Below are 14,541 nucleotides of genomic sequence, written 5' to 3'. Positions count from 1 at the left end.
TGGGGTTCAGGGCAGTTTTTCTACAGCTGCGGGCCAGCGATCGCGGCCCTGATCCACCTCTGGTGCCTTGCGCGTGAGCAGATAGATTAGCGGCCCAAATGCCCCTGCGGCCAGCGTTACCCCAATCCAGGGCCAAGGATTGCGCCCTATCGCTTTGGCATCGTGCCATAGCCAAATCAGCACCAGCACCAGGGCAATTACCAGGTCTGCAAACACCTGGGCTGCCCCGAGACTTTGAAAATTGGGCGCCAGGATGCCCCAGTAGCCGTGCTGCCACAGCGCCACAGCGGTGAGGGCTCCGAACAGAAGCAGGGTAATGACAATCAAGCTGCGCTGCATCGCTAAACCTCTCTGGTAAGGGTAGGTTCAGTATTGAGCGTCCAGGTCATCGAAGCAATTACCTCCCAGGTAATTGCACAGCGGCTGGGTTGTGGTTCAATTTGGCTATGGACACGCTTACTCCCTCCCTGGCCGCCACCCTGCGCCAGGTACGTCAAGCTCGGCGGTTGAGCCAGCTAGAGCTATCCCTGCGCCTGGGGGTATCGCAGCGGCACGTCAGCTTTGTGGAACGTGGCCGCGCCAGGCCCAGTCGGAAGCTGCTGATCGCCTGGCTGCAGGATCTAGACGCCCCGCTGGTGGTCAGAAACAAGGCCATGGTGCAGGCGGGCTATGCGCCAATCTACGGCGATGCCCCGCTGGACGATCCGGCCCTGGGCCAGGGGAACAGTGCCCTACAGCAGCTGCTCTCTGCCCACGACCCAATGCCGGCGCTGGTCATCGACGCCCAGTGGAATTTGCTGCGCCTGAACCGCGGGGCGCGGTGGCTGGCCACGGCCCTAGTACCAGGGGTGGATGAGTGGGCCGACACCCCGGCCATCAATCTGCTGGACTGGCTTGCTCATCCCGAGGGTTTTGCCAAGCCAATCGTGAATTTGCATGAGGTAGGCCCGGTGCTGCTGGCCCACCTGCGGCACGAGGCGATCGCCCAACCCACCCTTACCCCCAGGGTGGAGGCCTTTGCCGCCATGCTTCAGACTCGCCTCGGCCAGTCCAGTCTGGGTGTCGAGTGGACAGCCCCCACCGCCCCGGTGCTGACCACCCGCTACGCCACCCAGTACGGCGAACTGGCCTTTTTCAGCATGTTTACAACCTTTGGCACCCCCCAGGACATCACGCTGGCCTCGCTGCGGGTGGAGCACTTGTTTGCCGCCGATGCCACAACTGATGCCGTGCTCAGGGCCCAGGTTCCCTAGGGGCTGTCATCAATTAGCTGATAAACGCTCAAAATCATCAGCCCGTCGTTTAGGTCAGGCGTGGAACTGGTCATCCCAGATTGACTAAAGGCTGGAGGTTCCCCGGCCATGATGGGGTAGGCATAGCAATTTTCGCTCGGCAAAATCCCTCTTTGGATACAGTCAGCTCGTTCGGAACAGCCGGTAGCCTTTAGGGACCAAAAACGCCAGAGGGACAGGGTGGCATGACACTGGAAACGGTCGCACCAGCCCAGGGATTGACCCTGGAGAATGATGGGATTCGCCTCACGGTTCGCCCCGATCTGGGGGGGCGCATCGATCAGCTGGAGGACCTCAGCACCGGCCACCGCTGGCTCTGGCATCCCCCCGACTATCGCGCTGGGGCGACGCGATCGCTGCCGGTGGGTGCTTCCTTTGACGATCACTGGAGCGGCGGGTGGGATGAGGTGTTTCCCAACGATGCCGCTGGCCCCTTTCGGGACCGCGATCTGGTGGACCACGGCGAACTGTGGTCCCAGGCCTGGGAAATCCGGGAGCAATCGCCGACCTGCCTCACCCTGGCCTACCAGTGTCAGACGGTGCCCGTGCAGGTGGAAAAAACGATTCAGCTCGATGCCCGCCTGCCCCAGGCCACCCTGGTCTACCGATTTCACAATCAGTCAGAGCAGGCCATTCCCTTTTTGTTTAAGCACCACGCCGCGATCGCGATCGAGGCCGGCGACGAGATTTTGCTGCCCGACTGCTGGGTAGAACCGGCGTTTTTAGAGTTCAGCAAGGTGATTGGGCAGCCGGGGAAAACCCGCTTCCCCAAAGCCCTCAACGCAACGGGCGAGGCGATTGATCTGCGCGTCATTCCGCCGCCGGAGTCTCGGCTGCAGGAGTTTTACTACACCTCTGAACTGGCGGAGGGCTACTGCGGCATTCGTCATCGGCGCAGCCAGTCTACTCTGCTGATGACATTCGATCGGCAAGATTTCCCCTATGTGTGGATGTTTCAGAGCTACGGTGGCTGGCGAGATCACTACGTGGTGGTAGTAGAACCCTGCACAACATTACCCGCTGATTTAGACACGGCCTGTCGCAACGGCACCGCCGCCTGGCTTCCGGCCCAAGCCAGCCAGTATCGCCGCCTCACCCTGACCCTACAGGGGGAGTAGTGGCTCAACCCTGCCGTCAAAGGGGTACCCCTCAGTAGGTAATTTCCTCCTCGGTATATTCCCTGGGCTCGACGTGAATCGTAATTCGGGCCGGGCCGTAGGCCTCCTCCAGCCGCTCTTCCACCGCTTCAGTGATGGCGTGGGCCGCCTGAATATCGGTGGGCTTGACCACCAGGTGCATGTCGATAAACACCTGTCGCCCCAGCAGCCCTCGGGAGGCGATGTTATGGCAGTTGACTACCCCCGGCACCTGCATAACCTGAGCGTGAATGGCTTCGGGAGCGATCGCCATTTCGTCCACCAGCCAGGGCAGGTTTTCGCGCAGCACGGTCCAACCGCTTTTAAACACCAGCAGCGCCACCGGAAATGCCAGGGCCACATCCAGCCAGGTCAGCCCCTGCCATACCCCAATCAGACCCGCCAGCACCACAATCGTGGTCCAGATGTCGCCCATAGTGTGGCGGGCGTCTGCCACCAGAATTTTGCTGTTGAGGGCAAGGCCCACCCGCCGCTCGTAGAAGGCCACAAACACGTTAATCCCCAGCACAACCAGCATGATCCAGAGGGCAGTAGCCCCCAGGGTCACCGAGTTACCCCCTCCAACAATGCGCTCTACAGCTGTTTTGAGAATTTCAAAGCAGGCAATGCCTAAAAAAGCGGCGATTCCCAGGGCTCCAATCGCCTCAAACTTTTGATGGCCATAGGGATGATCGCGATCGGGGTGGGGATCGGCCAGGCGGTTGGTGGCCAGGCCCAGCACGTTGTTGGCGCTGTCGGTAACGCTGTGCAGGGCGTCGGCTAGCAGACTTAGGGACCCAGTTAACCAGCCCACCGTAGCCTTGAGCCCCACCACTGTCAGGTTGAGGGCAAGGGTAATCAGCAGCACCCGCTGCACCGCCCGGCGCGGGTCAAGTATGGGAGGAGACGGACGATCAGTCATGGGTAGACCAGCATCGGCAGACCAGCGGACCGGTGACGTTAAGGTGCTAAGGAACCCGCTCAACGATCCCTGGGTCTACGTTACTGCCTCAGCAGGAACTCAGAACACCCCAGTTTTTACGGAAAGGGTTGGCTGTGGCCGATCTAAAGCGTCGTTTTGGCTACGTCAGAACCCTGGTTCTACCTAATGGTTGATAAAGTTCGCTTAAGGATTCCGTGAATACTCTAACCGATCAGATTCCAGAACCAGGGTGACCTGTCTAGGCTGGGGAAGACTAGCGCTACTTGCGATCGCAGGTATGCCTCCTGGCTGGCCATTCCCCCAGCGTCCAGACCGGTCTCAGTTGTTCGATTCCCCCGCCGTACTCACCATGCCTGATTGGTCTACTAGCACCCTAACCAGCCTGGGCGTGGCGGTGGCCCTGGCCACGGTTCTACCACCAGGGCAGGCCGTTGCCGCCCCCCTGCCTTCCAATTTAGCCGCCCCCCCGCCTCCCAATATAATTGAGCTGAGCGACGGCAACTCAGTTTACCGGGTTGACCCGCTGCGCTTCAGCGAAGCCCAATCCTGGCTGGTAGACGGGGTCGAAACCCTGTTTACCGATCTGTACTTTCTCAATTTTGGCGATGGCTTACTGTCCCGCGATCTGCGGCTCGAAGATCTGCGGCCCGTAGTCTTCAGCCAGCCCGCCAACGATCGCTTCAGCGCCACCTTCTCCACCTTTGGCGCCAACCTCAACTTTTCCATCGATTCGGTGCTGCTGGGGGGTTTGCCCGGCAGCTTCCGCGCCGCCCGCCAGGAAACCGTTACCCTCACCAATACCGGCACCGACTGGCTCGACGTCAGACTGTTCAAATACATCGACTACGACCTCCAGTTCGATGGCGTGCTCGACGACGACACCGCCCTTTTCGCGGGGGATACCCTGACCCAAACCGACCCCAGCGGAGCCCTGGCCACCCTTAGGGTCGATCAGGTCCCCACGGCGGTCCAGATTGGCCCCTACGGTCAGCTGCTGGCCGAGTTGTACAACCCTCCGGCCACCAATTTTCAAAATAGCCCTGGTCCCTTCACTGGCGATGCCACCGCAGCGCTCCAGTTCGATCGGGGGCTGGCCCCTGGAGAATCGGTGGTGTTCAGGTTTTTCATGGCGGTTCAGCGTCAGGCTACAGCGAAGGCCGTACCTGAACCAGGCACGGCCTTCGCTGTGGGTATTGTGGCGGCGGGGCTGGCGCTACTGCGCCGCCGAAGCTAGCTGGCCAAACGTCAGACTTAGTACTTGTTCAGGTTGATGCCGGCTTCTTTGGCCATGGCATCTAGACCCTTGGTTTGCAGGGTTTTAATCGCCTTGGTCGACAGGCGCAGCTTGACCCAGCGCTTGCCCTGGGGCCACCACACGCGCTTTTCTTGCAGGTTGGCCTCCTGGAGGCGCTTGGTGCGACGGTGGGAGTGGGAGATCGAAAAGGCGTTGTTCGCTTTCTTTCCGGTCAATTCACAATGACGGGCCATGGTTATTCTCCAAGGGTAATCAAACGGCACAATAGCGCAGTTTTTAATTATAGCAGACCCCCACGGAACGCTGACCCGGTTTCTCGGCCAGAAAGCCTACCACAGGCTGGTACTTAACCAACCTGATTGTGACAGGCTCCAACCGTCTAACGGTTCAGGGTACACGGTGTACGGCTTAAAGACTGCCGTGAACCGTACACCGTGCACCGTGAGCCCCACCAACCTGTCATCTTTGGCTTAGCAGACTACTAGATCAGAGAGGCAAAAACCGGGTTTTGCGATCCTGAAGCAATCCTTCAGGGGGAGGGGCCGGATTATTTGAGAAAAGGGGGAGCGGGGCAGTCGAGGGTGATGACGACGGCCCGCAGCAGGGTCATTTCGGCCGGGGTAACGTCGTTGTCGGCCAGCACCGTGTGGGCGCAGGCATCGACGATGGCCTGCTTCAGTTTGGGGCTGACCAGCTCCAGGCGGCCCAGGCTGGTGTTGAGGTCCCCACTGCTGACCGTCGGCAGCTGGTTAGGAGAGGGCTGCTTTTTGGCCCCCGGCAGCTGCGAGAGGCCCAGCTTAAAAGCATAGAGGGCATCCTCAGGGCGGGTATGGCCCACCCGGGCCAGCAGGGCCAGCAGGTTGAGGGCATCGCCCCAGCGATCGCTCAGGCTGTCGGAAACGGCCTCTGTCCCCCGGGTGGACGCACCAGCCAGGCGCTTGCGCAGCACCAGCTGTAGCGGATAGTTGGCCAGCAGCAGCCGTCCGCCGGGCTGGCTGAGGGCCTTAGCCGTCTGCATAAATTGCCGCCCCGCCTCCGGCTCAAGCTGCTTCAGGGGCGGGATTAGCGCCTCCAGGAGCAGCAGGTCCTGCCCCGGTTCCAGGGAACGAACCCAGTTGTATAGCTGCCCTACCCTCTGTTTGCAGTCTGGACCATGGGTAGCCGTCAGGTACTCAATCTGTTGCGCCTGGAGGGCAGGCTTGGTCCTCACCAGCAGGGCATACACCAGGTTGGCCGCATCGGCGGGGTCCTGGAGGGCGGTCTTAACTTCGGCGGGTAGCTGGTCGAGCAGCGATCGCACCTGGGCCAGCCGCCGGACATCGATAGTGCCCAGGGTGGTGATGAACTGATCCGCTGAGGGGACAACCGGGGTGCCCGCCGCCACAGCGGTTGGGGTGCCTGCCTGAAACCCCATCGCCAGCGACTCTTCCAGGGGGGACAGGGTTGGCATCGGCACATCGATCAAGGTAGCGTCCTGGGGCAGAGGGTGCTGACCCAAGCGCCGCAGCCGTTCCCCCAGGGGTGGGTGGGTGGCAAACCAGCCGCCCAGAAACGACAGAGTGCCGTTGGCCTCGCCAAAGAACAAATGACTGGCGGTTTCAGCCATCGGCGAGGTCACCGTAGACCCCGCCGAGAGCTGGCCAATCTTGCGCAGCGCTCCAGCAATGCCCTCGGGATTGCGGGTGTACTGCACCGCCGCCGCATCGGCCAAAAACTCGCGCTCGCGGGACACCGCACTTTTGATCAACCGTCCCCCCAGCACCCCCAGGTAGCCGATCACCAGCATGGCCAGGGCGGCTGCAAACATCGCCCCGCCACCCTTGTCGTCCTTCGAACGCCGCGGTAACCCGCCGGAGTAGTAGCCCACTCGCAAAATAACCCGCCCGGCAATGTAGATCAGCAGCAGGCCGTGGATGACCCCAATCAGCTTCAGGTTGAGGCCCATGTCGCCGTTGAGAATGTGGCTGAACTCGTGGCCAATCACCCCCTGTAACTCGTCGCGGCTGAGCTGGTCGAGGCAGCCCCGGGTGACGCCAATCACAGCATCGTCGGCGGTGTGGCCAGCGGCAAAGGCGTTGATCCCGGGCTCGTTGTCGAGCAGGTAAATGGCCGGGATGGGGGTGCCCGAGGCCAGGGCCATCTCGCTGATCACGTTGACCAGGCGCTGCTCAGCGGGGTCTGCGGTCAGCGGGTCGAGCTGTCGCCCGCCCAGCCCCTGGGCCACGCTGTGCCCCCCCTGGCTGAGCTGGGCCATTTTGGTGGAGCTGCCCACGGCCATGAAGGCGACGGTGCCAGTGGCGACCCAAAACAACACCCCCGGTCGCCAGAGTGGCGCTGGGCCAGTGGCTTCAGCGGACAGAATGACGATCGCCACCCCGTAGAAAGCCAGGATAATCACCGCGATCGACAGACCAAACAGCAGCAGCAGCTTGGTGGTGTTGCGGCGAGCCTGGTCCTGGTGCTCAAAGAAGTTCATGGCTAGGTAAAGGAAACCCGAGGCACGTCTTTGACCTCTGGAGTGCTCTCCTCCAGCAGCTGAGCGGGGTTAAAGTTGAAGCTGCCCGCTACCAAATTGCCCGGGAACATCTCCCGCTGGGTGTTGTAGAGGGTGACCGCGTCGTTAAAGGCCTGGCGGGCAAAGGCAATTCGGTTTTCGGTGGAGCGCAGTTCTTCAATCAGCTGGGCCATATTCTGGTTGGCCTTGATGTCGGGATAGGCCTCCGAGAGAGCAAAAAACCGCCCCAGGACATTGTCGAGCGCCCCCTCCGCCACCGCCAGCTGCTGCATCGCGCGAGGATCGCCCGGTGCCTGGGCCGCCTGACGACTGGCGCCCATGGCGCTGTTGCGGGCATTGATCACCGCCGCCAGGGTCTCTTTCTCGTGGGCCATATAGCCCTTGACGCTCTCCACCAGGTTGGGAATCAGGTCGTAGCGCCGCCGCAGCTGGACATCAATTTGGGAATAGGCGTTCTGGTAGCGATTGCGCCCCGTCACTAAGCGGTTGTAGACATTGACAAAAAAGACCGCTGCAATCAGCAGCACGGCCACTAGCAGTATCAGTACCCCCATGGGCGAGTCCTCAAAAACGGCATCGTATCGTTAGCTTGCCCAGGTTGTCGCGAAGGGTTGATAGAGATTGGAAAAAATTGTTCTGACCATAAAGCTAGTACTGGCTAGCAGCAATAGAGCAACCCTGACTGGGGGGGCCAGGTGTTGGGTGTCAGGTTTCAGGAACAGTTAGCTGACTGCTGCCGCAGAGTACTAGGGCGTGCCATCCAGGCTGAGGGGGTATTCAGCGTCCCCAGGCAGAGTTGGGCGCGATCGCTATGTCTATCCATCTACAGAGCATAGTTGGCCCTGGAGCGGGTCACTATGCAAATACAACTGGCTGAGTCAAATGGCCAGAAACACTGAGGATATCTATGTTTTTTCACAAGAAAGATCCGGTCCATACCGTTCAGGTCAACGAGCCTGATCCCGTTTTTGCTCAGCTTTTGCTAGAGCAGTTTGGGGGGGCTACCGGGGAACTTTCTGCTGCACTCCAGTACTGGGTGCAGTCTTTTCACGTTGAGGATGCGGGCATCAAAGACATGCTCCAAGACATCGCTGTAGAAGAGTTTGGCCACCTGGAGATGGTCGGCAAGCTGATTGAGATTCACACTAAAAACACCGATCAAACTCCGGCCTACAACAGCACCCTGTTTGCTGTGCGCGGTATGGGGCCTCACTTCCTCGACAGCCAGGGCAACAACTGGACGGCCAGCTACCTCAACGAAGGGGGCGATGTGGTGCGAGATCTGCGGGCCAATATTGCCGCTGAGGCCGGGGCTCGCCAAACCTATGAGTCGTTGATCAAACTGGCCACCGACGAGGGCACTAAGAAAACCCTGACTCACCTGCTGACACGCGAAATTTCGCACACCAAAATGTTCATGAACGCCCTCGACGCCATGGGCAAACTCACCGACCCAATGTTTGGCAACATCCCGCCCGATGAGACCGTAGAGCTTTACTACAACCTCTCTACTAACGGCGACGGCAAAGACGAGCGTGGCCCCTGGAACTCTGAACCCGACTTTACCTACATCGCCGATCCGGTAAGCTCCATGAAGTAGGTAGACCCGATCAACCGTCTCCTCCATCGCCGGATGGCGAGGGCATCTCCAGGTAGGGTGGGTTCCTTCAGTTTGGGTTGATTCGCCTATTCTCCCGGTGCTTGCGGCATTTGAGGCTGACTGATGACACGCCCTAGTGCTCTGTCAAACCTAAAACCTGGGATAAGGCCATTCTTGGGATGGCCTTACTCGCGGTGCTTTGCTGCGCGACTGCACCCTATGGCACCCTAATTCCTAGCGTTGACGCAGCACTAGATTTAGCTGCCCGGACGGGCCAGGGGATCAGTGGTGGGAAAGGGCAGGGGTTGGTACCACTGAGGGCGGGTCTGGGGAAAGGGAGAAGGCTGAGTCAGCTGCTGCTTAACCTGGTTGAGATCCTGGTTGAGCTCCCGAATCCGGCGCGAGAGCAGCCGAATGACGTTGACGGCAATGCCCGGAGTTTCGTCGATCGCATCGTAGAGCTGCTGCTGGGTGAGCACCAGGCAGGAGCAGGGGTCCAGGGTGGTGACCGAGGCCGATCGCGGCTCGGCGTCAAACACCGACATTTCCCCAAAGCATTCACCCTGCTTGAGCTGAGCCACCTGCTGGCCGCCGATGTGCACGCTAACCTGCCCCGACACCACAATGTACATCGATCGCCCCTCCTGTCCCTGGGTGATGATGGTGTAGTTGCCCTCGTAGAACACCTCGTCCATCACCGAGGCCAGCCGCACCAAAAAGTCGTCTCGCAGTTCCTTGAACATGGAGACGTTGCGGATGAAAAGAAGTCGTTCGACGCTGTTTAGCATACGGGTGGAGGGCAGAAAAACCAGGCGGTGCGGCTGTATCTCAGCAAGGGGGCTACAGGGGAGGGCTCGGCTCCAAATTATAGGTGGTGATCATCTGTTTAATCTGTGCCAGCACCAGCCGGTCGGAGTCCTGCTGCAGAACCGGCAGCAGTTCCCGCAGGGCGCGGGGCGAGGCCACAGCCAGGTAGGCCAGCACCGCCTCGCGCACAAAGCCGGTGGGGTGTTGCAGCAACGCCAGGGTGTGCTCGGCGGTGAGGTTCCACCGCTGCACCCGAGCCAGGTGAAAGCAGCAGGCCGTGGCCCAGTCGGACAAAAAGTTCCGCAGGTCCAGCAGCTGCCGCAGGCGATCGCCGGGGGGAAGCGGCTGATAGACAATCAGCGGCGTCGCCAGGGCCAGCTGCTTCAGCTTCTCGGCGTCGGGGCGGCGATCGAGCAGCAGCAAAATCGATCGCTTGTTGGCCACATCCACCACGTTGTCGAGAATTTCGATCCCCCGGGCCCAGCTGGAGGCCGAGCCGCTGAGGCTGACCTGGGCAGCCTGGATGGCCTGGGCCGGGGAGACAAACCGCAGCAGCATAAACAGGCGATCGATGGCGTCGCTCTGAAGTCCGTCGAGGGCCTCGCGCAGCAGGTCACCCTCGACCCCCGCCACCCGATTAGGGGCCAGATCGATTTTGGCGGCCAGCATCTGGCCGGCGAAGGCCAGCTCGGTGTTGAGCAGATCTTCGATGCCGCCCCGCCCCAGCATGCGATCGAGGGCACCGTCGATCAGCGACGATCGCTTCACCCCCGACTCCTGGTAGAGGCTGAGCAAAATTCGCAGAATGTGGCGGCGGGTGCTGCCCCAGGTGGTGATCAGGTTTTGAATCAAAAAGTCGAGAGCCGGCAGGGTGCCAATGTTGCCGATCACCTGCCAGGCCTGGTTGCGCAAGATCTCGGGTCGGTAGTGGTCGAGAGCTAGTTCCTGCAGCATGGGCAGCGCCTCATTGCCCAGCCGGGTGAGGGCGTTGACCGCCGCCTCGCGGGTCGATTTGTACTGCAGGGCCTTGAGCAGCGACGGGTAGTATTTTTTATACTGGGTGGCGGCGATCGCCTCCAGCAGCGCCCGCCGCACCCGCAGCGACGGATCCTGCAGCAGGTCGTCGATGTAGATGCTGAGCGACTCCATGTAGTCGGCTTCGCCCAGGGCGCGGCAGCCCATCACCCGCTCGCGCTCCTCGTCGTGGACCAGCATTTTACGTAGGGTGGCCGTGGCCTCCGCCCGCTCCTGGGAGTTTCCGCGCCGCAGCATCAGCGACGCTGCCGTGCCCCGCACCACCGCATCCACCTCGGGCTGCAGGTAGGGGCGCAGGTCGTTGATGTTAAAGGTGGCCTCCGCCAGCCACACGTAGCGCAGCGCCAGGGCCAAAATTTCTGGGGTCTGGTTGGGCCGTCGCAGCAACGCCTGCACCTGCTCGGTATAGGCGCCGTTGGGGTGCTCCAGCATGGCCTCCAGACTCTGACGCTGGAGCCCGGGGGGCAGCTCAGCCAGGCGCGGGGCCAGGATCTCGCCGACATTTTGGGGATCGATGTGGCTGAGCAGCTCAATGCACGATCGCTTGTTGGCCTCCAGCCCCGGCTGCTCCAGCTGTTCAATAAAGGCCCGCTTCAGCACCCGCAGGTTGGCATCGGAGAAGCTCAGCAGGCCGCGTTCAGCCCCCCGCACCAGCAGGTTCAGGTAGCGCGATCGCAGCAGCACCATAATCACAAACCACACCAGCGCCGCCGCCACCGTGCCCACCAAAAACAGCCTCGCCTGAATCAGCGGATCGCTCAGGCCGACGCGGTTGCACAGGGCAATGATCAGCAGAATGGCAATCCCCATGCCGCCCATCGCCAGGGGCTCGGCAATTCCGCTCACCCACGATTGCACCGTGCTGCGTACCTGGTCAGGGATGGGCTGAAACAGGATGGGCCGGGTAGTGGCCACCAGGGTGCAGCGCAGCCACTCATCAAAAAATTTCAGCCCCACCAGCCCCACAAACAGGGCCGACGCCGACAGCCAGCTCGGATAGCTCAGGGCCAGGGTGAGCAGCCCCAGCCCCCCAATTACCGAGGGCAGCACCAGGGCCACCTTAAACACCCCTTCCCGCTCGATCAGACGGCTGGAGGTAAACCACTGGGTGAATAGCTCGATCAGCCCCAGCAGGCCGCTAAAGAAGCCCAAAAAGGCCGCGATCGCGTCCACATCCAGGTTGGCTTCCAGCTGGGAAAAGAACTGGAACTCGATCGAAAACAGCAGCATCTGGGCCAGTACAAAGAACGCAAACAGCAGCACCACGTACTGCCGAATTGGCCCCTGGAGCCGCTGCCGCGATCGGTAGCTCTCCACCGCCTCGGCATCTTCCGCCTGGCGCCGGGGCGAGTCCGGGAAGGCGTGCTCGTAGTTGCGGCTGAGGTGATACAAAAGGGCCGCTCCAGTCACCATCACCACAAAGGACAGCAGCAGCACGTTTTGCAGCCCGATCCACTGCAGCAGCAGGTAGACCGAAAACCCGCTAATCACGTCGGCGACCAGGTTGCCGCTGCTAATGATGGGAAAAGCCCGCTTAATTTCGCGAATGTTGAACAACTGGTTGGCGGTCACCGACAGGTTGAGATCGTTGAGCCCGTAGATCGCCTCAATCCACAGCCGCATTGAAAACACCATGGGAGCCGCCAGCCACTCCACCGTCAGCCCCCAGCGAAACCCCAGGATGGGGAGGGCCATCAGCAGCGCGATGATCACAATCACCCGGCGCAGCGGAAACAGCCGCTGCAGCCAGGAATACACCACGCTCAAGCCCAGCCCTACCCCGGCACTAAAAATGTAGATCCAAGGCAGGCTCGATGCCCCGTAGGCCCCCAAAAACAGCGCCGCAGAGCTGACCTCCAGCCACAAAATGCCCATCGATGTGGCGGTGTAGAAAGCGAACATCAGCAGCGTCCGCTCCTCTTCCCCAGGACGCAGGTTGATGATGTCGAGCAACCGCCCCCGCAGGGACTGAATATCTTGAACTGGGCCAGATAAGCTCATGCAGAGTGCGGCGACGGTAGTGGTGCCTCAAGGATACCCAATCTGGGAGAGGAGAGCCGAGCTTTGCAGGCCAGATGAAGGCCGGTAAGGACTCCCATCGCAACCCTCAGAGGGCTGACCGGGCCGAGGAACTAGTTTTAAGACCGGACTTTTCAAGATATTATTGAGGTTTGCTAGGTTTGTCCTTCGCGCGGATGGGCTTTGGTGCCCATGTCCGCGATCAACTCCCCAGGTCCAGCCCTATGGTTAACCCCTCCACGCTGCCCGGTTCGGCGGTAGCCCCCCAGCAGGCGATTAAACACACGCTCTCGGTCTTGGTCGAAGACGAGGCCGGAGTGCTGAGTCGCATCGCCGGACTGTTTGCCCGGCGCGGCTTTAACATTGAGAGTCTGGCGGTAGGGCCAGCGGAAACCGGCGGCATTTCTCGCATCACCATGGTGGTGCCCGGGGACGATGCTGTGATCGAGCAGCTGACCAAGCAGCTCTACAAGCTGATCAACGTGCTCAAGGTCAATGACGTTACCGACACCCCCTGCGTCGAGCGCGAACTGATGCTGCTCAAGGTCAACGCCACCAGCACCAATCGATCTGAGATTATTGAATTTGCCCAAATCTTTCGGGCGCGGGTGGTAGACGTGTCGGAGGACTCGCTCACCCTGGAGGTGGTGGGTGACCCCGGCAAGATGGTAGCCATAGTGCAGGTGCTCAATCGCTTTGGCATTCGCGAAATTGCCCGCACCGGCAAAATCGCCTTGCCCCGGGAGTCTGGAGTCAATACCGAATACCTCAAGTCGCTGGAGCGCAAGTTTCAGTAAGCTGGGGCTAGGCGTTGCCATCCATTAGCGGCTAAACGCTAACAACCAAGAGTTACAGCCCCTGGGCTGCGGTTTGGGTCGGGCGTGGCAAGCTTGTTACACTGAGCCTGTGGCCACGATTGATGACACGCCCTAGAGCAGCGTCAAAGCTAAAAATTAGGGTTCCCGTAGGTTGGGTGGCGGCTGGCTGAGTGTGGTGCCCTCTTCCCCAAAAGGCTTCAGTGTTCAGATCTGACCAGCGGGTCAGCAATTCAACCTAAGCAGATTTCTTTATGTCTACCCAATCCACCATTCCTGTTGTGGTCAACGGTGCCTGCGGCAAGATGGGCCGCGAGGTGATTAAAGCCGTGGCCCAGGCTGAGGATATGACCCTAGTGGGAGCCGTCGACAAAAATCCGGCTCAGCTGGGTCAGGACGTTGGCGAGGCGATCGGCTACCAGCCTCTGGAGGTGCCCATCATGACCGATCTGGAGGCCACTCTGGTAGCGGCCCAGAGCGAGGGCCTGGCGGTGATGGTCGACTTTACCCACCCCGACAGCGTGTATGAGTCGGTGCGAGCCGCGATCGCCTACGGAGTGCGCCCGGTTGTCGGGACCACGGGCCTCAGCAACAGCCAGATTCGCGACCTGGCAGAGTTTGCCGACAAGGCCAGCATTGGCTGCCTGATCGTGCCCAATTTCTCGATTGGGGTGGTGCTGATGCAGCAGGCGGCCCAGCAGGCGGCCCAGTACTTTGACAATGTGGAAATCATTGAACTGCACCACAACCAGAAAGCCGATGCCCCCAGCGGCACCGCCGTCCAAACCGCCCAGATGCTGGCGGAGGTGCAGCACTCCTTTAATACCCCACTGGTGAAAGAAACCGAGACGATCCCCGGTGCCCGGGGTGGGGCAACCGCTGAGGGCATCAATATTCACAGCGTGCGGCTGCCGGGGCTGATTGCCCACCAGGAGATTTTGTTCGGTTCGCCAGGGCAGCTCTACACCCTGCGCCATGACACCAGCGATCGCGCCAGCTTTATGCCCGGTGTACTGCTGTGCATTCGCCGGGTGATGGCGCTCAAGTCGCTGATCTATGGGCTCGACAAGGTGCTTTAGAGTGTTCCAGCTAAATACTTATCCAGAGTTTAGGGCCAACAGGCC

The 14,541-nt window shown here is 60.8% G+C and carries 13 protein-coding genes; 6 read left to right on the top strand and 7 right to left on the bottom strand.

Going from position 1 to position 14,541, the window contains the following annotated elements; all coding sequences use genetic code 11:
* Positions 1 to 6: 6 nt before the first annotated feature.
* Entirely contained in the window at positions 7 to 339 is a 333-nt protein-coding gene (locus tag NF78_RS23580; protein WP_052050880.1) for a hypothetical protein, read from the bottom strand.
* 107 nt (positions 340 to 446) lie between these two features.
* Here NF78_RS23580 and NF78_RS23575 point away from each other — a divergent pair, with 107 nt between their 5' ends.
* Both NF78_RS23575 and NF78_RS23570 read left to right on the top strand, forming a co-directional pair.
* Entirely contained in the window at positions 447 to 1,253 is an 807-nt protein-coding gene (locus NF78_RS23575) for a helix-turn-helix domain-containing protein (protein ID WP_035992202.1), read from the top strand.
* Positions 1,254 to 1,477: 224 nt separating this feature from the next.
* Positions 1,478 to 2,410 (top strand): hypothetical protein, encoded by a 933-nt coding sequence (locus tag NF78_RS23570; RefSeq protein ID WP_035992199.1) that lies wholly within the window; start codon positions 1,478 to 1,480, stop codon positions 2,408 to 2,410.
* Between the two features lie 31 nt (positions 2,411 to 2,441).
* Here NF78_RS23570 and NF78_RS23565 read toward each other — a convergent pair whose 3' ends face one another.
* Positions 2,442 to 3,350 carry a cation diffusion facilitator family transporter gene (locus tag NF78_RS23565; protein WP_035992195.1) on the bottom strand — a complete coding sequence of 303 codons (909 nt, stop codon included), beginning with the start codon at positions 3,348 to 3,350 and terminating at the stop codon, positions 2,442 to 2,444.
* Positions 3,351 to 3,720: 370 nt separating this feature from the next.
* Here NF78_RS23565 and NF78_RS23560 point away from each other — a divergent pair, with 370 nt between their 5' ends.
* Positions 3,721 to 4,605, top strand: a complete 885-nt coding sequence (locus NF78_RS23560; RefSeq protein ID WP_197064947.1) for a PEP-CTERM sorting domain-containing protein — start codon at positions 3,721 to 3,723, stop codon at positions 4,603 to 4,605.
* Positions 4,606 to 4,622: 17 nt separating this feature from the next.
* On the opposite strand, the gene rpmB is transcribed toward NF78_RS23560, so the two are convergent.
* From rpmB to NF78_RS23545, 3 genes are all read right to left on the bottom strand, one after another.
* Complete coding sequence (rpmB, locus tag NF78_RS23555) at positions 4,623 to 4,859, bottom strand: 50S ribosomal protein L28 (protein WP_035992189.1); 237 nt, start codon at positions 4,857 to 4,859, stop codon at positions 4,623 to 4,625.
* Between the two features lie 314 nt (positions 4,860 to 5,173).
* The gene (locus NF78_RS23550) at positions 5,174 to 7,102 is read right to left on the bottom strand and encodes a M48 family metallopeptidase (RefSeq protein ID WP_035992186.1); all 1,929 of its coding nucleotides are present in this window, start codon (positions 7,100 to 7,102) and stop codon (positions 5,174 to 5,176) included.
* Positions 7,103 to 7,104: 2 nt separating this feature from the next.
* Positions 7,105 to 7,695 (bottom strand): LemA family protein, encoded by a 591-nt coding sequence (locus tag NF78_RS23545; RefSeq protein ID WP_035992184.1) that lies wholly within the window; start codon positions 7,693 to 7,695, stop codon positions 7,105 to 7,107.
* A gap of 353 nt (positions 7,696 to 8,048) precedes the next feature.
* On the opposite strand from NF78_RS23545, the gene NF78_RS23540 reads away from it, so the two are divergent.
* Positions 8,049 to 8,741, top strand: a complete 693-nt coding sequence (locus NF78_RS23540) for a manganese catalase family protein (protein WP_035992182.1) — start codon at positions 8,049 to 8,051, stop codon at positions 8,739 to 8,741.
* 257 nt (positions 8,742 to 8,998) lie between these two features.
* On the opposite strand, the gene NF78_RS23535 is transcribed toward NF78_RS23540, so the two are convergent.
* Together NF78_RS23535 and NF78_RS23530 are read right to left on the bottom strand one after the other, a co-directional pair.
* Entirely contained in the window at positions 8,999 to 9,484 is a 486-nt protein-coding gene (locus tag NF78_RS23535; protein WP_197065000.1) for a Crp/Fnr family transcriptional regulator, read from the bottom strand.
* Between the two features lie 97 nt (positions 9,485 to 9,581).
* Positions 9,582 to 12,584 (bottom strand): HEAT repeat domain-containing protein, encoded by a 3,003-nt coding sequence (locus tag NF78_RS23530; protein WP_052050878.1) that lies wholly within the window; start codon positions 12,582 to 12,584, stop codon positions 9,582 to 9,584.
* Between the two features lie 293 nt (positions 12,585 to 12,877).
* Between NF78_RS23530 and ilvN the strand changes: the two genes are divergently transcribed.
* Complete coding sequence (gene ilvN / locus NF78_RS23525; RefSeq protein ID WP_035993822.1) at positions 12,878 to 13,399, top strand: acetolactate synthase small subunit; 522 nt, start codon at positions 12,878 to 12,880, stop codon at positions 13,397 to 13,399.
* Positions 13,400 to 13,671: 272 nt separating this feature from the next.
* Positions 13,672 to 14,496: a 4-hydroxy-tetrahydrodipicolinate reductase gene (dapB, locus tag NF78_RS23520; RefSeq protein WP_035992178.1), complete on the top strand. Its 825-nt coding sequence runs from the start codon at positions 13,672 to 13,674 to the stop codon at positions 14,494 to 14,496.
* The last annotated feature ends 45 nt before the right edge of the window (positions 14,497 to 14,541 follow it).

The organism is Leptolyngbya sp. KIOST-1 (genome assembly GCF_000763385.1).
In the GTDB taxonomy this organism is placed as follows: Bacteria; Cyanobacteriota; Cyanobacteriia; order Phormidesmidales; family Phormidesmidaceae; genus Nodosilinea.
Note: the sequence above shows the minus strand (reverse complement) of the source record. Positions and strands in the feature narration are given on the sequence as shown.